We start from the raw sequence: 21,197 nt of genomic DNA, 5'->3' as shown, positions 1-21,197 counted from the left end.
GTGGAAGCCTAAGAAGATGGCATTTGAAAATGGTTCGTAGTGATTTGAAATAACACTTCCAATTAGCTGGATTGATAAATGTTTTTTTAGCTTGTGTGGCTCTCAAAGCCACATTATCAGGGATTTTAAAAATGCTGTAAATGGAATTAGCGGAGGTAGGGTGTTTTTAAAATGGCTGTTTCAGAAGTAGCCGAAAAAAGCTCTTTTACAGCGAGGGAATTGGAAAGGGGTAAATGTGCTTTGGCTATAAAAAGTTTAGGGCAAAAAAAAACAGAGCCGTCAAGCTCTGTTCTATTAGTTGTGTCGGATTTAATTAAATAGCTACCGTTAAAAATGCTTCTTCCATTGCCTTGAATTTAGGTGTTACCAAATCCATATCCTTACTGATTTTCTGACTGGTAATTTTTGCATAAATCTGTGTGGTAGAAATATTTTTGTGTCCCATCATTTTGCTTAAACTTTCAAGTGGTACGCCCTCGGTCAAAAACATTGTTCCGAAAGTATGCCTTGCCGTGTGGAAAGTTACTTTTTGCTCTGTAACAATCTCTGCGTTTTCAATCAGTTTGGTAACGTGGTTATTGCAGGTAGCATTGGTTGGAATTGGAAAGATAAATTCATTCCTTGTTGTACCTTGATATTTTTCAATAATGCGTTTTGGAATATCCATTAACCTGACATTGGAAGCAACATCTGATTTCTTTCTCCGGCTGATAATCCATTGATGACCGTCAAAGAAAGATTGAATATTATTTCTTTTCAATTTCTTAATATCCGCATACGCAAGCCCTGTAAAACAACTGAAAATAAACAGGTCTTTTACAACTTCGTACCGTGGGTGCGGTGCTTTGGATAACATTAGTTTCTCAACGTCTTCTTTCAATATGTAACCTCTGTCGGTTTCTTCCATATTTATTTCGTAATCCTGAAACGGATTATCTCGTATCAATCCCTTTTTAATAGCCAGTTCTGCCAAAGCCAATACGGGCATTGTGTACACCCAAATAGTATTATGGCTTAACTGTAAATCATAGCGGAGGTAAAAATCAAACTCACGGATAAAATCGTTGTTCAATTCACGAAAAGCCATATCATCACGATGATAACGTTCCTGTATAAACTTGGAAAGATGATTGTAAACCGTGATGTACTTATTGTAAGTACCCTCTGAGCGTTCTTCCTTTTCGACCAGTTTCTCAAATTGCTCATTCTGGTCATTAAAAACTTTTAAAACAGCATCGTCCATTACACCTACACCCAAAAAGGCGAGCTTCACTTTCTGCGCGGTAGCAAAGCCCTCATTTTTGAGCATATTCTCGTAAATCGTATCAATACGACCACGTATGTTGTCTAATTTTTTATTTACTCTCACTGCTTCAGCACTTTTGCCTAAAACTCTGCCGAACTTTAAATCCCAATTATCTGCATTAATTTCTAACTTTGTTCCGAAAGTTTTAGGAGTTCCGTCAATGGTAATACGTGCCATAATCGGAGCATTACCGTTCTTTTTTGGTTCGTTCTTTTTCAGGTAGAAAAGCAATTTAAACGTTGACCTTTTTGTCTGTTCCATAACCACAATGTTTAATGTTTAAAATTAAATTACATTGAGTTACAAGGAAATGTAAAAAGGAGTGCAAAAGACTGAAATATAACCTATTAGTCTTTATCAGTTACCGATTGAATTGGTAACGATTTAGGAACCTAACTTTGCATTTTCAAGCCCAAAACCTATCGGACAACGACTTCCGAAAAAAGACTACACTTTTATAAAGCATTGTATAATAACGGGTTTAACCGTTTTGCTTATCTTTGCTTTTTATTAATCTTTTTTAAATAAAATATATTAGTGGGGCAATTTATCCCTCAAATATCCATAGACCCAAGTTCCAAAAATGGCACTCAGCAAAGTAACTCCAACAGCCAATGCACCTGTTCCAATCTGTGCGAAAAGAGGTCCCGGACAGGCACCCGTCATTGCCCAGCCAAATCCAAAAATCAGCCCGCCATAGATTTGTCCTTTGTTAAATTTCTTCGGTGTAATTGAAATCCTTTCCCCGTAAATTGTTTTGATGTTGAATTTCTTAATAATAAACACTGAAATCATTCCTGTAAGAACTGCACTACCGATTACGCCGTACATAAAAAACGACTGCAAACGGAACATCTCCTGAATCCTGAACCAGCTGATGATTTCTGCTTTTACAAATACAATCCCAAATACAATTCCTACCAAAAGGTATTTAAGATTGTAATACCATTTGTGAGTAAGATGACTTTCGTTGGTGCAAACGCTGTCCTGATGACGTATATCTTTTTCTGTTGCCATATTTTTTTAAATTAAAGTGAAAGAATTATCGGCAAAATCACGTTCGCCATTAGAAAACCTCCTGCCATAAAGCATATTGTGGCAATAAGTGATGGTAACTGCAAATTTGCCAATCCCATAATGGCGTGTCCACTGGTACAACCACCTGCATAACGGGTTCCGAAACCTACCAAAAATCCACCGACAACCATAGTAATGAAACCTTTTATCGTTAAAAGACTCGCAAAATTCATCAATTGAGCAGGAACGAGATTGCTGTAATCGGTAATTCCGTAGGTTGCAAGTTCGGCTTTCAGATTCGGATTAATCGATAATTCTCCAGGATTCATAAGGAATTGAGATGCGACAACTCCACCGAGCAAAATCCCAAAAACGAAAAACAAATTCCAGAGTTCTTTTTTCCAGTCGTATTTGAAAAAAATAATGTTGGCTGGAATACACGCTGCGCAAATATGCCTTAAAGATGAACTGATTCCAAAAGATTTGTTACCCAGTATCAGCAAAGCCGGAACTGTAAGCCCTATTAACGGACCCGCAATATACCACGGCCAGGGTTGTTTTATAACTTCTATCATTTTAATTAATTTATTTCAAAAATATATGTTTAAGATTACATATACGGTTACTTTTGTTACAGAGCAGTTTATTTCTCTTTTCTAAAATACAAAATAGATTTTTCGAATAAAAATAACTGAATTCTTTTATTGAGAATCAGCGAACCTGGATGCAATAATTTTCCGACAAACTCACGCTGCAAAAGATGCTCAAAAGCTACATTAAAAGCTCTCTTACAATAATGTAAATTCCCATTATTAAGATGAACCAGCCGAAAGCAGGTTTGAGTTTTCTACCGTCTATTTTTTTTGACAATTGTGCTCCTATAATAATCCCCACTATGGAAATGGATGAGACCGTTGCAAGTAGTTTCCAGTTGATCGGGACGTTGTGCATTGAAGTGAAAAATCCGATAAGGGAATTCAGGGAAATGATGACAAGCGAGGTACCGATGGCTACCTTCATTGGTGTCTTGAGCAAATTGACGAGTGCAGGAATAATCATAAAGCCACCACCCGCACCGACCAAACCAGTAAGCACCCCGACAACCGACCCTTGCCCTGCTGCCAAAAGATTGTTATTTTTATTAAAATGAATCGATTCTATCTGCGGCGCTACTCTACTTTGAATCATTTTGTACGATGCGAGAATCATTAATAATGCAAAAATCAGAAGTAATAAGATATCTTTGGTAACCACTAAAGTACTGATTGTAAGAACTTCATCAGGAATCAGTGGCAAAATAAAATTTCTGGTCAAAAAAATAGATATTATTGACGGGACACCAAAAACCAAAGCTGTTTTTATATTAACCAGCCCTTTCTTAAAGTAGGAAAATGAACCTACCACACTGCTGATTCCAACTATGAAAAGTGAATATTCTGTGGCTACGAAGGCATCTATACCAAAGAGATATACTAAGACAGGCACAGTAAGAATACTTCCCCCTCCTCCTATCAGCCCTAAGGAAATACCAATAAATATTGCGGCAATGTATCCGAAAATTTCCATCTCTTTAATTTTATATGACAAAAATGGATATTTCTATTTTACTGCACCGCTACTTTTGTTACATAAGAAAATTTTAGTTCAGATCTGAAAAAATAATTTTGTTTCTTCCCAATTTCACTTTTCCAGAATCTTCCAATTGCTTTAGAAGTCGGGAAACAACAACTCTTACTGTTCCAAGTTCATTCGCAAGCTGCTCGTGAGTAACGACTATAGTATTTGAATTTGCTATTTCTGCTTTTTTAGTAAGAAGATTTAGTAGTCGCTCATCTACCTTTTTAAAAGCTATAGCATTAATAATATCCAGTAATTCTTCAAAGCGTTTGTGATATAGTCTGAAAATATAGTCCAGCCATTCCGGATATTCTTTGATAAAGAGCGAAACCTTTTCTACAGGTAAGAAAAGTATCTCGGAATCTTCTTCAACTTCTGCCTTTACAATACTCTTTTCATTATGCATTCCACCAAGAAAAGACATAATGCAGCTTTCACCTGCTTTAATATAGTATAATAATATTTCTCTTCCATCTTCTTCCGTTCGTATTACTTTCAACAATCCCTTCATTACAATTGGTATAGATCGGATCGAAGCATTTTCATCTAAAATGATTTCACCTTCCCGGTAGGTTTTTATATTACCATTTTGGTAAAGCTTATCAAGTAATTCCTGTGAAGAAATGACATCGGAAGAAAATTCAGTATGTTCCATTGCAAAAATATTTCTTCTAATATAATATATTTCTTCTGAATATAAACCGTCAATATGTAACCTAGAACATTTTATTTTGTTGCAAATTGCTAATAGATAAAAAATCTATTTCAAACTTAATTTGTAAATTTGGTATTGTTAGCTATTGTAGGCATAAGATAAATTTTGAATAAGATATGAATAAAGATAAACCAAATCATACCAGTGAACATTTGGCAAATGAAAGAACATTTCTTGCGTGGATGCGAACATCGATAGCATTGATGGGTTTCGGATTCATACTAGTTAAATTTTCCCTATTTCTTAAGCAGATACCTTTAGTTGCAGAAGCTAAAAACACAGTGCACGCTCAAAATGGACATTCCAGTCTTGTAGGGATTGTAATTGTCATTGTTGGAGCTATAGTTTTATTATTTTCATATATTAATTACTACAATAACAAAAAACGTATTAATAATAATACATTTTACGAGAACAACATTTTCTTGCTCATAGTCACCACTGTTTTATTTTTGCTGAGCATTTTTTTAATACATTACTTATTAAATAACATATAAATGATACTCACAGATTTCAATTAATTAGCTATTATAAATCAATAAAAATCGAAAGAGTGTTTCACATAGATGATGGGAAAACGCAGTCCGATTTCCTTGAAATTAAGGTTTTTTCCAGAGTTCAGTAGATAATCTTTATTATTACAATTATCAAGAATCCTTCAGCAAAAATGAGTTACCTAAAAAATTACAACAATTTCCTTATTAGTAAATTTTTGCTTCAATTCCATCATATCCTCACTGACTTTTTTATCAAGTATTTTCGCATAATGCTGTGTTGTCTTAATGCTCTTGTGACCTAGCATTTTACTAACACTTTCAATGGAAACCCCATTAGATAAAGTTATCGTTGTTGCAAAGGTATGTCGTGCAATATGATAGGTCAATTCTTTGTTAATTCCGCACAGGTCGGCAATCTCCTTAAGATATGCATTCATCTTTTGATTACTCAGAATAGGCAGCAACTTTCCATTATTAAGACATACTGGATGATTTTTGTATTTTTCAATAATTTTCTCTGTTTGAGAAAGTAAGGGAATATTAGAAGTAGTTTTAGTTTTCTGACGTTTTGTATAAATCCATTGAGAGCCATCAAGTCCCAAATTGATATTTTGATATGTTAGTTTTTGAGTATCAATGTACGCTAGTCCGGTGAAACAGCTGAACAGAAAAATATCTCTTACCAAAGACAATCTCTCATTTTTAAAATCTTTGGCAAAAAGTACTTCTATCTCCTTTTCATTAAGGAACATTCTTGTCACTTCATTAAACTTAGAATGATAGTTCATAAAAGGATCTCTTTCCATCCATCCATTTGCAAGACAGATACGTATAATCTTACCAAAATTCTTGATATATTTTACTGCAGAATTATTATTACAGGATCTTTCAGTCCTTAAAAAAAATTCAAAATCGTTTAGAAAAGCATAATCGATCTTTTTTATTTCAATGTCGGTAATACTATATTTCCATTTCAAAAAATCTTTGGTATGTTTCAGACAGGTCTTATAACGGGTTAACGTTCCTTGGGCAAATTCTTTGTCTATAAGTTTCTCCATTCGATCATTATGATCCTGAAAAACGGGAATGAGTGTTCGGGTTATTCTACCTCTACCTACTAACTTATTCTTAATAGCCTCAGAAGTTACGGCTTCCTTATCTCTGATTAATTCGTGATAGGTATCGTAAACTTTTTGCTCAAATGTTTTCAAATAATAATTAAGGGATCTGCATTCTTCCGAAGAGCCACTAACCTTCTGCATTGCAGAATTCCATTTCGTAGGCTTTACTGTACGCTTTGTGCTTATTTCGGTTATTTTGCCGTCGATGGTAATCCGCAAATAAATAGGAGACTCTCCTACAGAATTGATTTTCGATTTCTTCACATAGAAAAGTAAATTGAATGTCTTGTTCATATCGTTTAGCTTTTGAGATTTAAAATTAACCTTAGTAAAAACTTAACACAAGATGTTCAGTTGCTGAACCAGCTGCTGAAAAGGGTTTGTCTGAATTTCCAGTGACCTTTTTAACCTATTTCAACAGGTCACTGAATAGGTCACTTTCAGATTATGCTTTTTTAGTTCTCTTTGAACAGACATAAAACAAAAAAAGCTTTAAAACATACGTTTTAAAGCTTTTTGTACTACTTTGATATTGTAGTTGCGATCCGGACGGGACTCGAACCCGCGACCTCCGCCGTGACAGGGCGGCATTCTAACCAGCTGAACTACCGGATCAATTTTTTAAAGAAATTGATAAAACTTCTGCGATCCGGACGGGACTCGAACCCGCGACCTCCGCCGTGACAGGGCGGCATTCTAACCAGCTGAACTACCGGATCAATTCTTTAAAGAACGTTGTTTCTTTTTTGTGATTGCAAAACTACAACTTTTTTCCTTACCTGCAAACTATTTTAGAAAAAAAAGCCTTCCCAAAGCGGAAGGCATTCATTATCAAACTTATTATTTTACAAGTGTGCGCTTAATTTTTGAGCGATCACATCTTTTGGTGCTACCCCAACTAATTTGTCAACAACCTCACCATTCTTGAAAATAAGAACCGTAGGGATATTTCTGATTCCATATTGCATGGAAATTTCCTGATTGTTGTCTACGTCTACTTTTCCTACCACTGCTTTCCCGTCAAAATCTGCGGCAACTTCCTCTATGATTGGTCCCAGCGTTCTGCAAGGCCCGCACCATACTGCCCAGAAGTCTACCAATACCGGCTTATCTGATTTTAAAACCGTTTCCTGAAATGAGCTGTCTGTAATTTCTAAAGCCATTTTATTTCTTTTATTAAATTAATATTATATTCTTGTTTACTCCTAAACCAGTACCCAAAATTAAGCCATTTTAGTGATAGGATTATCTATGCTCAACATTTGTATTTTCTATAACAAAATCTTTAGAAATTTCATGTAAAGCATCAGCTAATGCATCAATATCTTCCATAGTAGTTAAGTGGCTGAACGAAATACGCAATGGCGTGCAATGATCCATCTCCTCTTCAGAAAGAACCATCATCATAACCATAGAGGGTTTTGATGCCCCTGAAGAACAAGCACTGCCCTGCGAAATTGCTATTCCCTTCATATCAAGCTGAAGACCGATCAATGGATTTTTATATGGTAATAAAGCACTTAAAACCGTGTAAAGACTGGTTTCCTTTTCCGAGCTTCTTCCATTAAACTTAATTCCCGGAACAACTTGTGTAAGTTTTTCCACAGCATACGCTTTAATATTCTGCATGTGAGCTGCATATTCTTCCAGATGATTTAACGATATTTCGAGAGCTTTTCCTAATCCTACAATTCCTGCCACATTTTCTGTTCCCGCTCTTAAGCTTCTTTCCTGGGGACCACCTGTAATAATTCCTTTTAATCCACTTGATTTTCTGATAAAGGCAAAGCCAATTCCTTTCGGCCCGTGAAATTTATGGGCACTGCATGATGCAAAATCTACCTGAATATCGGAAAAGTCGAGCGGCATATGAGCCATTGTCTGCACCGTATCCGAATGAAAAAGGGCATTATTGGCTTTACAAAGTTCCGCAACCTTTTTAATATCAATAAGATTTCCTATTTCGTTGTTGGCATGCATAAGGCTTACCAGTGTTTTTTTATCTGAAGATTTCAGCAATGCTTCCAGCTTTACAAGGTCGATATCACCTTTTTCGTCAGGACGGATATAGTTTACTTCTACTCCTTTCCTGTTTTTCATATCCAGAATACTTTCAGAAACACATTTATGCTCCAGAGGTGAGCTTATAATTCTCTGTACTTCAAGATGATCAACAGCGGATTTGATGATCATGTTATTGGATTCTGTCCCGCACGATGTAAATATAATTTCGGCAGGAGTAACATGAAGATAATCTGCAACCTGCCTTCTTACGTTTTCGATAAGAATTTTCGCTTCCTGTCCAAAACTGTGTGTTGAAGACGGGTTTCCGAAATTCATTTTCATGGTATCAACCATGGCATCGATAACTTCTTCTGCAAGAGGTGTTGTAGCAGCGTTATCCAAATATATTTTATTCATTTTACTTTGAAGATTTTATTTCTACGGAATCAGTTTATTACCGAAAAGCACAGCATAAAGATTTATTTTTCAGCTTTAAAAGCCAAATCTCCATCCTGAATTTCATTTGTCAAAATTAGTGAAAAAATTGATAATGTCCTTCATTTGCCCATTGAAGCATTGGCCTGTCTCCTGAAGTATCTCCGAAAGCAATGATTTTATCGTATTTATGGTTGATAATTTCCGCCTGTATGCGAATGAGTTTTTCTTTTCCGTTACAGTTTCTTCCCATGAAATTGCCGGTGAAAATTCCGTTTTTAAATTCTGCTTTTGTTGCCACAAGCTGCATTTGAAACGCTTCTGCAAAGGGTTTTGCCCAGATATCCAGCGAAGCAGTAACCAAAAGGCTGTGGGTATGCTCACGATCAATATTCCGGATGAAATCCAGGGCATTCTCACGGATAATTTTCGGGTAATGCTGCTCAAAAAACTGTCTGGATTTTTTTTCTATTTTTTCCTGCGTCTGCCCTTTAAGAATAGAACTAATGAAGCTCTTCTTTACTTTTTCGGTATCGGCAAGCTTTAATTTAAGCAAAACGAAAAGTGGAACATGCTTCAGAAACTGTAATCTGAATTTTACAGGATCGTAAAACCGAAGGTACATAAACATAGTGTCTTTGTACGTAAGAGTCCCGTCGAAATCAAAACAATACAATTTCTTCATTGAATTTCTTTAATTTTATGTTAACGCAAATGTCGGAAAGATATTTTTAAATATAAATAATTATAATTTAAGCTTTTTAAATATAAACTCCGGAATATTCCTGATGATGAACATAATAATCTCCCAAACGGGCAAAACATACACGATATCTTTTCTTTTTTTATAAGCTTTAAAAATACATTTGGCTGCCTGCTCCGGAGTTGCTGTAAGTTTAGGATTCAGGGGAAGACCTTCAGTCATTTTGGTTGCCATAAATCCAGGTTTCACGGTGATGACATGAACTTTTTTATCGGAAAGATAATTCCTGAGACCGCTCAGGTAAGCCGTAAAAGCTGCTTTTGCACTGCCATAGATAAAGTTACTCTGCCTTCCGCGGTCACCGGCAACCGATGAGAGCCCGATAATGGTTCCCGATCTTCTGCTTTCAAATTTCTGTGCAAAATAAGTAAGCACCGGAACGAGTTTCGCATAATTGATGTCAATAATCCTTTCGGTATTTTTATTATCATACAAACCCTCTTCCGTTCCTTCACCCAAATATCCTACAGCACAAAATAAAAGATTTGAATTAATGTGTTCAAATACACTGTAATCCGTTTCTTTCATTACATCCAATTCAATCACTTCCGCCTGCTGGAGAAATTTCACGTCAATATGCCTTGCAAATCTTTCCGTTGTTTCTACATTTGAGGTAATGAGATAAATTTTTTCAAACTTTCCTCCCTGCTTCAGAGCTTCTTCTACAAATGCCTGTGCTACTTCCGAGGTACTTCCTAAAACAATCATCTGTGCTAATTATTATTTATGATTCTTTTGTGCTGCAAAGACACAAATTTTGAACTCTGAACATTTTTGAGGTAATTCGTGAGTGATGATCTGCTCATGCTGTCTTTGGTAAGATAAATCTTTCCGTTATATTCTTCCACAATATCATCCAGCTTGTCGATGAGCTTTTTTAGTTTAGCATTTACCTTAAAATCCAACGCCAGCGAATAACCTTCAAAAGGAAAGGAATTGTACGCCTCAGGATTTTCTTTACCATACAGTTTTAATACCGCCAGAAACGAACCGTTTCCGCTATTGGCTATTGTTTCAAGGATTTTTCTCATTCCCTCCTTGCCTTTTTCTTTTGGGATCATCATCTGGTATTGAATGAATCCGGATTTTCCGTAAATCTTGTTCCAGTCTTTTACAAAATCAAGAGGATAAAAAAAGGTTTCGTAATCAATAAAATCTTTTAATTCTTTTTTAGATTGTTTTTTAAAATAAAAGTAATTAAAAATCTTTACGGTAAAGGCATTTAAAACAAATCCGGGAAAATAGAAAGGAACTTTTGGCTCAAACTTTTTTTTGAGCCTTAAAGGCTGATCTCTGAATTTTTGGGGCAGCTCATGCTGAAAAGCGTGTTCTCCTCTCATCATGATGCTTCTTCCAATATTTTTACCTTTCTGGAGGCAGTCGATCCATGCCACATTATACGTCCAGCTTTCACTTTCTTCAAAAAGCCTGAAGATTTCATCAAGGTTTTCCGCTTTAATGCTTTCCTGGCGAATATATGCCGTCTGAATATTTTTCAATTTGAATTTTGCGGAAAGAATAATTCCTGTAAGTCCCATTCCTCCAATGGTAGACCAGAATTTTTCAGAATTTTCCTCTCTTGAGCACGTAATGATATCCCCATTTTCAATCATTAATTTAAAGTCAATGACATATTCTGAAAAGCATCCTTCGCTATGATGATTTTTCCCGTGAATATCCGATGCAATGGCACCTCCCACCGATACGAATTTCGTTCCCGGCGTAACATAAAGAAAATATCCCTGCGGTACGGCAATTTCCAGGATATCGGAAAGCAAAACTCCCGATTCACATTCGATAATTCCGTTTAAGCGGTCAAAGCTGATGAATTTATTCAGTTTTTTAGTTGAAAATATATGTTCTCCCAGTGAAGCATCTCCGTAGCATCTTCCGTTTCCACGTGCGATCACTTCATTGTGGGTAAGCACAAATTCTTTTATTTTCCGGAAGCTGTCTTCAGAACGCATTTCCTTTTCCACAACGGGATAATTTCCCCAATTGGTCACTTTTTGTACAAAATCCGGCTTCATTTTTTAAAATAAATTTGAATTAAAAATGCAGCGACCCACAGCAATAAAGTTGCCTGAATATACCTGTCACGATAGACGATTTTAGTGGGGGATTCTGTTCTGTTGTAAACCAGCGTCTGTTGTAAATATCTTAAAAAAGCAAAAACAACAAAAATTACGGTGTAAAAAACGCGCTGATGAAATTTTGCCTGTACTTCCGGTGAGAGCGTAAACATCAGGTAACACACGATAGCCAGCGTAACGGAAATAGAAAGTGCAATATCTGCAAACTGAACATTATATCCGTCCAGAGCTTTTCTTGTTTTACCCGAAATCTGCGCATTGATGAGTTCGCCTCTTCTTTTTCCTATGGCCAATACAAGCGCAAGCACGAAAGTCAGTAAAATAGCCCATTGGGAAATGCTGATTCCGGTAATATACCCTCCGGCCAATACTCTGAGAACAAACCCCAGCGCAATAATGGAAATATCAATAATGGCAACATGCTTTAACCTGAAAGTGTATGCAAGGTTCATTACGAAATAAGAACCTATAATGGTAGCAAATTTCCAGAGACTATGCTGAAAATAAACCTGTGCAAAAAATACGAGTGCAATATCTGCAATGATAAGCCCTGCTAAAATCCCTATTGCCTGATGTTTTGAAATGGCACCGCTTGCGAGAGGCCTTCTTCTTTTTTCGGGGTGTTTTCGGTCTGCTTCAATATCGTTATAATCATTCAGAATATAAACGGCACTTGCTGCCAGGGAGAAAATAATGAAAGCGAAAATACTTTTGGTAAGCAGATCGATATTCTGGATATTGCCAGAGAAAAATAATGGAACAAAAACAAACAGGTTTTTTACCCATTGCTCTACACGGAGCAGTTTAAAATATTTCTTCATTTATGTTATTTGAGATACAAAAATAATAATTTTAAAGAAAAGCCAGCATAAAAATACAAAAATAACCGCAAAAGCGGTTATTTAAGAAAATATTTATATGTAATTACTATTGCCCGTTCTGTGCGTCATTAATCATTTTTTCATTGGCTGTGATTGCAAACTCAACTCGTCTGTTCTTTGCTCTTCCAGCATCTGTATCGTTGGTGGCAACAGGCATTGCTTCTCCTTCTCCTTTAGCAAACAATCTTGCGGAAGAAATTCCTTTTCCCATTAAATAAGATTTTACGGAATTTGCTCTTCTTTCTGAAAGTGACATATTGTAAGAATCTGATCCTTTGCTGTCCGTATGACCGTAAATATTAATGTTGGTATCAGGGTTGTTTACAAGAACCTGCGCTAATTTGTCAAGATTGGTTTTAGCCGTAGTTGTGAGGGCGGATGAATCAAAATCGAAGTTGACGATACTTTCATTCAACGTAATTTTTATACCGTCTCCTACTCTTTCCACTTCAGCTCCCGGTAATGTTTCTTTAATTTCCCTTGCCTGCTTATCCATTTTAGAACCGATCACATTACCGGCTACACCACCGATAACACCACCTAAAACAGCACCAATTGCACCGTTTCCCCCCCTTCCTACATTATTTCCTAAAATCCCTCCAATTACAGCTCCTGAAGCTGCGCCAACTGCGGTACCTCTTTGCTGATGGTTAGAATTTTTAACGGCTTCACAGCTTGTTAACAATAAAGCTGATGATAAAAAAAGACCTCCTATATATGTTTTTGTAAATTTCATTTCTGTTTAATTTTAATGTTAAATATTAATTCCGGTTGATTGATTATTTCATTCCGGTTCTTTCGAAGTTGTAAACCACTCTTACGTTTTCTCCGTCAAAAGGAACGTTTTGTTCCAGTGAAAACTGATCGGTCGTCTGGCTTGTAAGGGTAAGGGTGTATCCCGCAATATTTTGTTTTGCTTTTGTACCATCGGCAATCTTTTTAAAATTAAAAGTATTTCCGCTTACCACATCTATTTTAATGGGTTGGGTAAAGCCTGCGCCACAAGTACCGCCACCGCTAACAGTATAAGCACCCGTCCAGTTATTAGGAATTAATCTCCAATGGCTTCCAACGAAACACTGTGCATCAATACCGTCATCGAATGGTTTCACCTTGAATTGTTTATCATAGTTTACACTGACAATCTGCCAGTCTCCTTTCATTTTCAAAAATTCCGATCTTTGGTTTTGGGCCGTTTTCGCATTTTTAACTCCGGAACAAGACACTGCAAAAACTGATGCTCCAAGCATCCCTGCAAATAGTAACTTTTTCATATTGTAGTTTATTATTTTTCGTTAAAATAAGATTATAAAAAACCGTGCCAAAAATGCAAAATAGCAATAAAAAAAGTCCGAAAATTTCGGACTTTATTACAATTAGGCTTAAATATAAGCAGATAAACTATTTTTTAACAGTCTTTTTTACGGATTTTGTAGCCTTTTTAGATGCACCTGATTTTCCATTGTAGAAATTGTTATAGGCATATTCTGCCGCTTTTTTTAGATCAATAACTCCTCCTGCTTCAGAATAGGTTCCGAATTCATTTGCCGTAGCTGGATTGCTTGATTTCACCAAAGATTCGATAATCTGGGCAGGTGTAAGGTTAGGCATGTAAGCTAGTAAAACCGCTGCTGCACCTGCAACTACCGGTGATGCCATGGAAGTTCCCTGAAGATATTTATATTGGCTGTGCGGAACGGTAGAATAAATTTCCTGTCCCGGTGCAAATACATTGACCATTTTCTTATTGTAATTTGAGAAGCTTGCTCTCAATGCATTGTTATCATTGGTACTTGCTCCTACAACCAAAACATTATTAACAAAAGGTTTTTCATCTGCTACATTTTTGAAATTGGTAGGATAAGCAAGATGCTCTGCAACATCTTCGTTTTCATTTCCCGCCGCTTTAACCAGAAGAACGCCTTTGTCCTGAGCATATTTGAAAGCATCCCAAACCACATTCTTACCAGGAGAGACCGGTTTTCCGAAGCTCATATTTAATACTTTAGCTCCGTTGTCTACCGCATATCGAATCGCATTGGCCACATCCTTATCTCTTTCATCACCATTCGGAACGGTTCTTACAGACATGATTTTGGCAACTTTCGAAGCTACACCATACTGCATTTCTGATCCGTTGGGAAGCCCTGCGATAATTCCGGCAACGTGTGTTCCGTGTTCTGCATCAGGACCTTCATAATGATTGTTTCCATAATTCTTCTCGGAGTAGTCATCATAATTGTCGCCAACGACTTCTTTTCTCGGATCGTAATCAAGATTATATTGTTTTTCCTGAGGACCGAAATAATCTAATGCTTCTTTTATTTGCCCGCTCATTGCCTTTTCGAATTCTGCGGCAGATTTACCTTTAAATTCAGGGCTTTGCGCTACCTGCGCCAGCACTTGTGCAGCTATTGCTTCTTTTGGGTCTGCAGGCTTTATTGCAGCAACATTTTCAGGAGTAATGGCTTTTCCGTTCAATAGTTTTACCATTGTAGGAATCGCTTCGCTGATCATGGTATAAGTCTGGAAACCTTGTCTTGCTTCTACACTTTTTTTCGTGAAGATTTCCTTAGACTTCATATACATGGCAAATTCTTCCGGCATTTTTGCCTGGTTTGCTTTGTTTTTAGCAGAATCTTCTCCTTCAAAAACTGGTTTATATTTAGCAACAACACGCGTTACTTCCATATTATCTACATCAATATCTCCATTTTTTCCACCGATAAAATTCCATCCGTGAACATCATCAATGTACCCGTTTCTATCGTCATCTTTTCCATTGCCCGGAACTTCATTCGGGTTGCTCCATACATTTTTCACCAATCCCGGATGATCTACCTGAACACCGCTGTCTAAAACACCTACTACAACCGTTTTAGGTTTAAGGCCTTTAGATTCTAAATATTTATAAGCGTTGTCTGTATTGACTCCATAAATTTTTGTTGTGGCAAAATCTTTATGATACCACGTCATAAGATCCTTATTTTTCATCGGATCAGACTCCGTTTTGGCCTCCTGTGCATGCGAGAAGCCGAATCCCACTAAAAAAACAGCGGCTAATAATACCTTTTTCATGTTAGTATGATTGTTTAATATTTTTAATATAAGTAAGAGATTCGGGTCCTTTGTTACAAATAAGATCTAAAATAGATAAATCTTTTAAGAATCCTAATTTATCGGAAAATGTCTGATAATATGCTTCCATCTCAAATTCTGAAGGATTTTTTGCTGAAAATTCTTCTCTGAAATTAATTCCTTCAGGATTTCTGATGTATTCTGCATTCAAAGAATATGCCTTTTTGGTTTTAAGAATCTGCTGAATGATTTCAAGTGCTTTCAGATTAAAATCAAGTAAGTTTTTCTCTTTAATTTCAAAAATTTTCCTGAGGTTATCCTCATAAAACTCGAAATAAGGGGAACTCTGATACGCTGTTTTAATGGATTTCCAGTGCAGGTTCTGCCAATTTTCCCGGTAAGAGCTTTCAATATCTTTATATTCTCTTTTACCGTTATGGGAAATAGGTATAATTAAAGATAGTTTACCATTGGCTCCATATATATTGGCTCTGTTTCTGTAGGTTTGTTTCGGAAAGCTTTCAAACTGTTCAAATCTAATTTCATTTTCAGGATTAAGAAATACTGAAAACCATGAGATGGGCGGTAAATAAAATACCGGAAGTAATACGCTGTTCATATTTATTGCAAAAATGAAGTACTTTTTCAAATACTTCATCTTCTTTTTAATTTATTTTAAATTGACTTTCATTTAAACTTTGTCAAAGATTTTCAACTTTGACAAAGTGATTATAAATCGTCGTCTGTTTTTTTCTTTCTAAATAATTTCACAAAATATTCCCATCCGAAGAATAAGATAAGAATCATTGCGGCAATCCACCAGTAAGAAGTTTTGTTGGCTTCTCCGGTGTTTGTTGCTTTGAACATTCTGTCCCAACGAACTTTAAACGGTGCCTGGTAAGAAGAAGAATTATCTGCAAAAGCGCCCTGAAGGCTCATCCAGGTAAACATCGGTTTCCCAACAATATTTTCTTCAGGAACAAAACCGAAGAATCTTGCATCTAAGGATGCATCCCTGTTGTCTCCCACCATCATATAGTAATCCTGTTTGATGGTGTACTGATTGGTTTCTTTACCGTTGATAAAAATTTTACCGTTTTTATTTTCCAGACTATTATGTTCGTATTCGGAAATGATCCACTGATATTCCGGCAGTGTTTCCTGATTTAAAGTAACGACATCGCCCTTTTTAGGAATTCTTAAAGGACCGTACCAATCCTGGTTCCATGGTTTGTTGATTGGAAATATAGATTGTGTTGTATCTATTTTCTTTTTATTTTCATCTCTGTAAGCAACAGCACTATACCCTTTCTCCTGAACGTCTTCTTTTATATCAATTACCTGAGGAAGTTTTTTTATCTCGGCAGCCATCTTGTCTGTAAGCCCTTGAAAACCATAAACAAAACCATTATTTGTTTGCTGCTCTACAACAGGAAGAAAACCAAAAGTATTATACAAAGAAGGAATATCTAATTGACTACCTGTAGTCACGATATATCTATGCTGAATTTCCTGATCTCCTAAAATGGTTTCCGGTTTGCCGTTGACATATAATCTTCCGCCTCTCATTTCAAAAGTATCACCAGCAACAGCAACACACCTTTTCACATAAGGATCTTTTCTGTCGATCGCCGTGTGTACTGAATCCTGAGGATAATTGAAAACGACCACATCATGTTTCTGCGGTTTATTAAACTGCAATATTCTTTCGTATGGAAGTTTTACTCCATCAACATATGATTTCGGATCGTCTTTAGGATTTCCTTTTTCACCTGAATCGAAAATAGTTCCCTGAAGGAATGGTATTGCCAAAGGACGCATCGGAAGCCTGTATCCGTAACTCCATTTGTTTACGAACAGAAAATCTCCAACCAGTAAAGTTCTTTCCATTGAACCTGTAGGAATGCCGAAGGGCTGGGTTACGAAAACGTGAATAATCGTTGCAAAAACTACTGCAAAAGTCACCGACCCCAGAAAAGAATCTTTCTTTTTTGCTTCTTTTTCTTCATCTGTAAGGAACAGCTCATTTTCATCTTCCAACTCTGCATCTTTACTGTAATTAACAGTTGCCATGTAAATAAACGGAAGAATGACTGTAAGAAACTGATCCTTGAAAAGCGTTTTGCCGAATTTTTTCATCAGGTATAAATGAAACACTGACATCATAATCGGCCCTACAATCGGTAAATAAGACAGAACAGCCCACCATTTCGGATGTTTGGTTTCCTTTAAAATAATAAAATAGTTGTAGAAAGGAATAAAAGCGAAGAGTGGATTATACCCGAGCTTTTTGAATAGTTTCCAGGTTGAAATCCCCATCAATACAGATAAAATGAGAACGTAAACTGTATAAGTTAAAAAATAATTCATAAATTTTTGTGCCTAATCTATAATATAAGTAATGTGTAATGGGCAATGCGTAATTTTTTATTGCTGATCATTTACTGCTAATTAGTTTGCAATGTAGGAATTTTGTTACAAATTAAAGTCCCAAAACATCCTTCATCGTGAAATTTCCCTTTTTATCTTTAATCCATTCTGCAGCAACTACTGCGCCCAATGCAAAACCATTTCTATTAAAAGCGGTATGCTTGATCTCAATTTCATCTACTTCACTTCTGTAAAATACGCTGTGTGTACCGGGAACTTCGTCTTCACGAATGGCAAAAATACCCAACTGGCTGCCCTGGGTTTCTTCCAGTTTCCAGGAATTGAATTTCGGGTTATTTTTGAAAACACCTTCTGCGATAGAAATGGCTGTTCCGCTTGGGGCATCTTTTTTATGAATATGGTGAATTTCTTCCAGCTGGCATGAATATTCATCAACATTTTTCATCAGATCTGCAAGTTTTTCATTTAAGGCAAAAAATAAATTTACGCCTAAACTAAAGTTTGAGCCATATAAAAATGCTGTTCCATTTTCAATAGCCAATTGTTCAACTTCAGGCTTTTTCTCAAGCCACCCTGTGGTTCCGCAAATTACGGGAATGTTGTTTTCCAGACATGCTTTGATATTGTCATAAGCTACTTCAGGCAAGGAAAATTCAATAACAACGTCGGGCTTATTCAAATTTTCAGCAGTTGGAGTTTCTTTCAGCCTGGCTACTACTTCATGACCTCTCTTCGTGGCAATTTCATCAATGATTTTACCCATTTTACCATATCCAACTAATGCTATTTTCATAATTTTTATTTCTAATTTTTTTTAACGCAAAGCTCGCAAAGTTTTTTTTAATACTAATTCTGCAAAAGCATCTTATTTACAAATTTCTGCATGATTCGAGAACAGAATGAATTATTAAGTATTACTTATCTAAAATTTATAACTTAAACTGATTCCTGTTTTGGGAGCTGCAATTCCATACTGATCCTGAATTACTGAAGGAGTAAATGTAAGATCAGGGTCTTTCCTGCTTTCGTAAAGATGCGCATCTACCACCGCGTCTACAATATTGAGAATATAAATTAAAGCTGTTGCTGCGATGGCATAATCTCTTTGCCTTTTGGCACGATCCTGCGCATTTCCCAGCGCTACTTTATCCAGCCAGGGATGAGAATCAACAAATTCATTAGGCGTACCATTGAGCTTTGCGATATAATATTCCCTGTATTTTCGGTATTGATTGTCATTCCAAACGGCAATTCCTACTCCGGCACCAACTGCTCCCCAAACGATGGGAACCTTCCAGTACTTTTTATTGTAGAATTGTCCTAATCCCGGGAAAACGGCAGAATAAAGCCCCGCTCTTGTAGGGTTAAGTTTAAGCGTATTATTCGTCGGCCCGTTTGCTTTTTCGAGATCCGAAACAACATTTTCTTCGGTTACCGTATTGTTTTTTTCTACCGATACACTGTCTTTCGGGTGATATTCTACCCTGATGGTATCATTGGGATTGACCTGAGAAAAGGCCATTACGGAAAGACACAGAAAAAATGTGAAAAGTATTTTTTTCATTTATTTAATATGAGATAAAATATATTCCAGTTCATCTTCATTTTTGAAGTCGAGAACAATTTTACCTTTTTTACCGTTTCCGGAGGTTTTGATTTCCACTTTTACATCCAATATATCCGCGATCGTTTTCTGAGCCCTCTTGTAATTATTGGAAAGCTCTGCCTTCGCTCTTTTTGCGGCAGGGGATTTTGGATTTTTTAAAGCTGTTGCAGCCTGTTCAGCCTGTCGAACATTAAGTTTTTCTTTAATAATAAGATCAAAAAGAATCTGCTGATGTTCTTCATTTTCAAGACTGATTATCGCTCTTCCGTGGCCTGCAGAAATTTCTCCGCTTCTGATAGCATTCTGAATATCCGGATTTAACCTTAATAACCTGATGGAGTTGGTAATCGTACTTCTGTCTTTTCCTACTCTCTGGCTAAGGTTTTCCTGAGTAAGCCCGATCTCGTCCATTAATCTCTGATAGGTCAGTGCAATTTCGATGGCATCAAGGTCTTCCCTCTGGATGTTTTCAACAAGAGCCATTTCAAGGAGCTCCTGATCATTTACCAGACGGATGTAGGCGGGAATCGTTTCCAGACCGGCTAATTTACTTGCCCTATAACGTCTTTCTCCCGATATGATTTCAAACTTCTCTCCGTCTTTTCTCAACGTAATTGGTTGAATTACCCCTAAGTTTTTGATAGACTGCGCAAGCTCGTTTAATGCTTTTTCGTCAAAATATGTTCTTGGTTGGGTCGCATTCGGATAAATATCTTCTATCGAAATTTCAACGATATTTCCTACAAACTTGTCTGCTCCTTCATCGGTGGCAGAATTGATCGTTGCTTTGGATTCTGCACTAAGAATAGCGCCCAATCCGCGTCCCATCGCTCTTTTTTTATCCTTCATATTTTTTTAGCGTTTAGCTTTACTGGCTATTGGCCTTTTAATTCTTTACTAATTTTTCATTTTTCAAAAGCACTTCTTCTGCAAGCTGGATGTACTGAACTGCTCCTTTGCTTTCGGCATCGTAATTCAGGATGCTTTCCCCGAAACTCGGCGCTTCGCTTAATCGTACGTTTCTGCTGATAATCGTTTCAAAAACCATTTCCGGGAAGTGCGCATTTACTTCTTCCACCACCTGATTGGATAATCTCAATCTGCTGTCATACATTGTAAGCAGCAAACCTTCGATATCAAGATCTTTATTGTGAATTTTCTGTACGTTTTTAATGGTATTTAAAAGTTTTCCTAAACCTTCCAATGCGAAATATTCACACTGGATCGGAATGATTACGGAATCCGCTGCTGTAAGCGCATTTACAGTAATTAAACCTAAACTTGGTGCACAATCGATGATGATATAGTCATAATTATCTCTGACACTTTGCAGGGCCTTTTTCAGCATGTATTCCCTGTCCTCTTTGTCTACCAGCTCAATTTCCGCTGCTACAAGATCGATGTGGGAAGGAACAATATCCAGATTCGGCGTAGCCGTTTGCTTGATGCATTTTTCCGTTTCAACACTGTGCTCCAATAAGTTGTATGTAGAATACTGAACATCATCAACTCCCAGACCGGAAGTTGCATTGGCCTGAGGATCAGCATCAATGATTAATATTTTCTTTTCCAATACCCCTAATGCCGCAGCCAAATTGACAGCTGTTGTTGTTTTTCCAACGCCTCCTTTCTGATTAGCGATACCTATGATTTTTGCCATTCTTAGAACTTTA

22 protein-coding genes and 2 tRNA genes are annotated in these 21,197 nt (G+C 36.6%); 1 reads left to right on the top strand and 23 read right to left on the bottom strand.

Translation table 11 applies throughout. From position 1 onward, the window contains the following. Positions 1–313: 313 nt before the first annotated feature. The 5 genes from SOP96_RS03385 to SOP96_RS03365 all read right to left on the bottom strand — a co-directional run bounded on the left by SOP96_RS03385 (position 314) and on the right by SOP96_RS03365 (position 4,595). Entirely contained in the window at positions 314–1,567 is a 1,254-nt protein-coding gene (locus tag SOP96_RS03385) for a site-specific integrase (protein ID WP_312768661.1), read from the bottom strand. 273 nt (positions 1,568–1,840) lie between these two features. Beyond that, positions 1,841–2,323 carry a DUF6691 family protein gene (locus tag SOP96_RS03380; RefSeq protein ID WP_034741476.1) on the bottom strand — a complete coding sequence of 161 codons (483 nt, stop codon included), beginning with the start codon at positions 2,321–2,323 and terminating at the stop codon, positions 1,841–1,843. Positions 2,324–2,334: 11 nt separating this feature from the next. Next, complete coding sequence (locus SOP96_RS03375; RefSeq protein ID WP_034741478.1) at positions 2,335–2,898, bottom strand: YeeE/YedE family protein; 564 nt, start codon at positions 2,896–2,898, stop codon at positions 2,335–2,337. 196 nt (positions 2,899–3,094) lie between these two features. After that, entirely contained in the window at positions 3,095–3,889 is a 795-nt protein-coding gene (locus tag SOP96_RS03370) for a sulfite exporter TauE/SafE family protein (protein ID WP_034741481.1), read from the bottom strand. Positions 3,890–3,962: 73 nt separating this feature from the next. Next, a complete protein-coding gene (locus SOP96_RS03365) occupies positions 3,963–4,595 on the bottom strand; it encodes a Crp/Fnr family transcriptional regulator (RefSeq protein WP_034741485.1) in 633 nt (210 codons plus the stop codon). A 176-nt stretch (positions 4,596–4,771) separates the two neighbouring features. Here SOP96_RS03365 and SOP96_RS19970 point away from each other — a divergent pair, with 176 nt between their 5' ends. Further along, on the top strand, positions 4,772–5,152 hold the full coding sequence (locus SOP96_RS19970; RefSeq protein WP_034741488.1) for a YidH family protein: 381 nt from the start codon (positions 4,772–4,774) through the stop codon (positions 5,150–5,152). A 179-nt stretch (positions 5,153–5,331) separates the two neighbouring features. Here the strand turns inward: SOP96_RS19970 and SOP96_RS03360 are convergent, their stop codons facing one another. The 18 genes from SOP96_RS03360 to SOP96_RS03275 all read right to left on the bottom strand — a co-directional run bounded on the left by SOP96_RS03360 (position 5,332) and on the right by SOP96_RS03275 (position 21,184). Further along, a complete protein-coding gene (locus tag SOP96_RS03360) occupies positions 5,332–6,567 on the bottom strand; it encodes a site-specific integrase (RefSeq protein ID WP_034741491.1) in 1,236 nt (411 codons plus the stop codon). A gap of 247 nt (positions 6,568–6,814) precedes the next feature. After that, positions 6,815–6,888: transfer RNA gene (locus tag SOP96_RS03355), tRNA-Asp, on the bottom strand. A gap of 30 nt (positions 6,889–6,918) precedes the next feature. Next, positions 6,919–6,992: transfer RNA gene (locus SOP96_RS03350), tRNA-Asp, on the bottom strand. 126 nt (positions 6,993–7,118) lie between these two features. Next, positions 7,119–7,436, bottom strand: a complete 318-nt coding sequence (gene trxA / locus SOP96_RS03345) for a thioredoxin (RefSeq protein WP_326319806.1) — start codon at positions 7,434–7,436, stop codon at positions 7,119–7,121. Positions 7,437–7,518: 82 nt separating this feature from the next. Further along, positions 7,519–8,694 carry a cysteine desulfurase family protein gene (locus SOP96_RS03340; protein WP_326319805.1) on the bottom strand — a complete coding sequence of 392 codons (1,176 nt, stop codon included), beginning with the start codon at positions 8,692–8,694 and terminating at the stop codon, positions 7,519–7,521. Positions 8,695–8,809: 115 nt separating this feature from the next. Beyond that, positions 8,810–9,397, bottom strand: a complete 588-nt coding sequence (locus tag SOP96_RS03335) for an HAD family hydrolase (protein WP_326319804.1) — start codon at positions 9,395–9,397, stop codon at positions 8,810–8,812. A 60-nt stretch (positions 9,398–9,457) separates the two neighbouring features. Further along, the gene (locus tag SOP96_RS03330) at positions 9,458–10,183 is read right to left on the bottom strand and encodes an SDR family NAD(P)-dependent oxidoreductase (RefSeq protein ID WP_326319803.1); all 726 of its coding nucleotides are present in this window, start codon (positions 10,181–10,183) and stop codon (positions 9,458–9,460) included. Between the two features lie 5 nt (positions 10,184–10,188). Next, entirely contained in the window at positions 10,189–11,505 is a 1,317-nt protein-coding gene (locus SOP96_RS03325) for an FAD-binding oxidoreductase (RefSeq protein WP_326319802.1), read from the bottom strand. Next, a complete protein-coding gene (locus SOP96_RS03320) occupies positions 11,502–12,389 on the bottom strand; it encodes a decaprenyl-phosphate phosphoribosyltransferase (protein WP_326319801.1) in 888 nt (295 codons plus the stop codon). The genes SOP96_RS03325 and SOP96_RS03320 overlap by 4 nt, the downstream gene beginning before the upstream one ends. A gap of 106 nt (positions 12,390–12,495) precedes the next feature. Further along, positions 12,496–13,185, bottom strand: coding sequence for an OmpA family protein (locus SOP96_RS03315; protein WP_326319800.1), 690 nt, complete (start codon positions 13,183–13,185; stop codon positions 12,496–12,498). A gap of 43 nt (positions 13,186–13,228) precedes the next feature. After that, positions 13,229–13,723, bottom strand: a complete 495-nt coding sequence (locus SOP96_RS03310; RefSeq protein ID WP_326319799.1) for a hypothetical protein — start codon at positions 13,721–13,723, stop codon at positions 13,229–13,231. 127 nt (positions 13,724–13,850) lie between these two features. Continuing rightward, on the bottom strand, positions 13,851–15,527 hold the full coding sequence (locus SOP96_RS03305) for a S8 family serine peptidase (protein WP_326319798.1): 1,677 nt from the start codon (positions 15,525–15,527) through the stop codon (positions 13,851–13,853). Position 15,528: 1 nt separating this feature from the next. Continuing rightward, complete coding sequence (locus tag SOP96_RS03300; protein WP_326319797.1) at positions 15,529–16,146, bottom strand: WbqC family protein; 618 nt, start codon at positions 16,144–16,146, stop codon at positions 15,529–15,531. Between the two features lie 110 nt (positions 16,147–16,256). Beyond that, complete coding sequence (lepB, locus tag SOP96_RS03295; protein WP_326319796.1) at positions 16,257–17,897, bottom strand: signal peptidase I; 1,641 nt, start codon at positions 17,895–17,897, stop codon at positions 16,257–16,259. Positions 17,898–18,009: 112 nt separating this feature from the next. After that, a complete protein-coding gene (gene dapB, locus SOP96_RS03290; RefSeq protein WP_326319795.1) occupies positions 18,010–18,711 on the bottom strand; it encodes a 4-hydroxy-tetrahydrodipicolinate reductase in 702 nt (233 codons plus the stop codon). 129 nt (positions 18,712–18,840) lie between these two features. Then, positions 18,841–19,482: a DUF5683 domain-containing protein gene (locus SOP96_RS03285; RefSeq protein WP_326319794.1), complete on the bottom strand. Its 642-nt coding sequence runs from the start codon at positions 19,480–19,482 to the stop codon at positions 18,841–18,843. Then, positions 19,483–20,373: a ParB/RepB/Spo0J family partition protein gene (locus SOP96_RS03280; protein ID WP_123851087.1), complete on the bottom strand. Its 891-nt coding sequence runs from the start codon at positions 20,371–20,373 to the stop codon at positions 19,483–19,485. 37 nt (positions 20,374–20,410) lie between these two features. Further along, complete coding sequence (locus SOP96_RS03275; RefSeq protein ID WP_169232622.1) at positions 20,411–21,184, bottom strand: ParA family protein; 774 nt, start codon at positions 21,182–21,184, stop codon at positions 20,411–20,413. Between the last annotated feature and the right edge of the window lie 13 nt (positions 21,185–21,197).

Origin of the sequence: Chryseobacterium salviniae (assembly GCF_035819015.1) — a bacterium.
Classification (GTDB): Bacteria; Bacteroidota; Bacteroidia; order Flavobacteriales; family Weeksellaceae; genus Chryseobacterium; species Chryseobacterium salviniae.
This window is presented reverse-complemented; position numbering and strand designations above follow the sequence as displayed.

Bases quoted from the DNA above. Each gene is read 5' to 3' on its own strand.
- SOP96_RS03310 (WP_326319799.1), bottom strand. From the start codon at position 13,723: ATGAAAAAGTTACTATTTGCAGGGATGCTTGGAGCATCAGTTTTTGCA.
- SOP96_RS03365 (WP_034741485.1), bottom strand. From the start codon at position 4,595: ATGGAACATACTGAATTTTCTTCCGATGTCATTTCTTCACAGGAATTA.
- trxA (WP_326319806.1), bottom strand. From the start codon at position 7,436: ATGGCTTTAGAAATTACAGACAGCTCATTTCAGGAAACGGTTTTAAAA.
- SOP96_RS03325 (WP_326319802.1), bottom strand. From the start codon at position 11,505: ATGAAGCCGGATTTTGTACAAAAAGTGACCAATTGGGGAAATTATCCC.
- SOP96_RS19970 (WP_034741488.1), top strand. From the start codon at position 4,772: ATGAATAAAGATAAACCAAATCATACCAGTGAACATTTGGCAAATGAA.
- SOP96_RS03370 (WP_034741481.1), bottom strand. From the start codon at position 3,889: ATGGAAATTTTCGGATACATTGCCGCAATATTTATTGGTATTTCCTTA.
- dapB (WP_326319795.1), bottom strand. From the start codon at position 18,711: ATGAAAATAGCATTAGTTGGATATGGTAAAATGGGTAAAATCATTGAT.
- SOP96_RS03305 (WP_326319798.1), bottom strand. From the start codon at position 15,527: ATGAAAAAGGTATTATTAGCCGCTGTTTTTTTAGTGGGATTCGGCTTC.
- SOP96_RS03280 (WP_123851087.1), bottom strand. From the start codon at position 20,373: ATGAAGGATAAAAAAAGAGCGATGGGACGCGGATTGGGCGCTATTCTT.
- SOP96_RS03380 (WP_034741476.1), bottom strand. From the start codon at position 2,323: ATGGCAACAGAAAAAGATATACGTCATCAGGACAGCGTTTGCACCAAC.
- SOP96_RS03385 (WP_312768661.1), bottom strand. From the start codon at position 1,567: ATGGAACAGACAAAAAGGTCAACGTTTAAATTGCTTTTCTACCTGAAA.
- SOP96_RS03300 (WP_326319797.1), bottom strand. From the start codon at position 16,146: ATGAACAGCGTATTACTTCCGGTATTTTATTTACCGCCCATCTCATGG.
- SOP96_RS03375 (WP_034741478.1), bottom strand. From the start codon at position 2,898: ATGATAGAAGTTATAAAACAACCCTGGCCGTGGTATATTGCGGGTCCG.
- SOP96_RS03340 (WP_326319805.1), bottom strand. From the start codon at position 8,694: ATGAATAAAATATATTTGGATAACGCTGCTACAACACCTCTTGCAGAA.
- SOP96_RS03360 (WP_034741491.1), bottom strand. From the start codon at position 6,567: ATGAACAAGACATTCAATTTACTTTTCTATGTGAAGAAATCGAAAATC.
- lepB (WP_326319796.1), bottom strand. From the start codon at position 17,897: ATGAATTATTTTTTAACTTATACAGTTTACGTTCTCATTTTATCTGTA.
- SOP96_RS03335 (WP_326319804.1), bottom strand. From the start codon at position 9,397: ATGAAGAAATTGTATTGTTTTGATTTCGACGGGACTCTTACGTACAAA.
- SOP96_RS03285 (WP_326319794.1), bottom strand. From the start codon at position 19,482: ATGAAAAAAATACTTTTCACATTTTTTCTGTGTCTTTCCGTAATGGCC.
- SOP96_RS03275 (WP_169232622.1), bottom strand. From the start codon at position 21,184: ATGGCAAAAATCATAGGTATCGCTAATCAGAAAGGAGGCGTTGGAAAA.
- SOP96_RS03315 (WP_326319800.1), bottom strand. From the start codon at position 13,185: ATGAAATTTACAAAAACATATATAGGAGGTCTTTTTTTATCATCAGCT.
- SOP96_RS03320 (WP_326319801.1), bottom strand. From the start codon at position 12,389: ATGAAGAAATATTTTAAACTGCTCCGTGTAGAGCAATGGGTAAAAAAC.
- SOP96_RS03330 (WP_326319803.1), bottom strand. From the start codon at position 10,183: ATGATTGTTTTAGGAAGTACCTCGGAAGTAGCACAGGCATTTGTAGAA.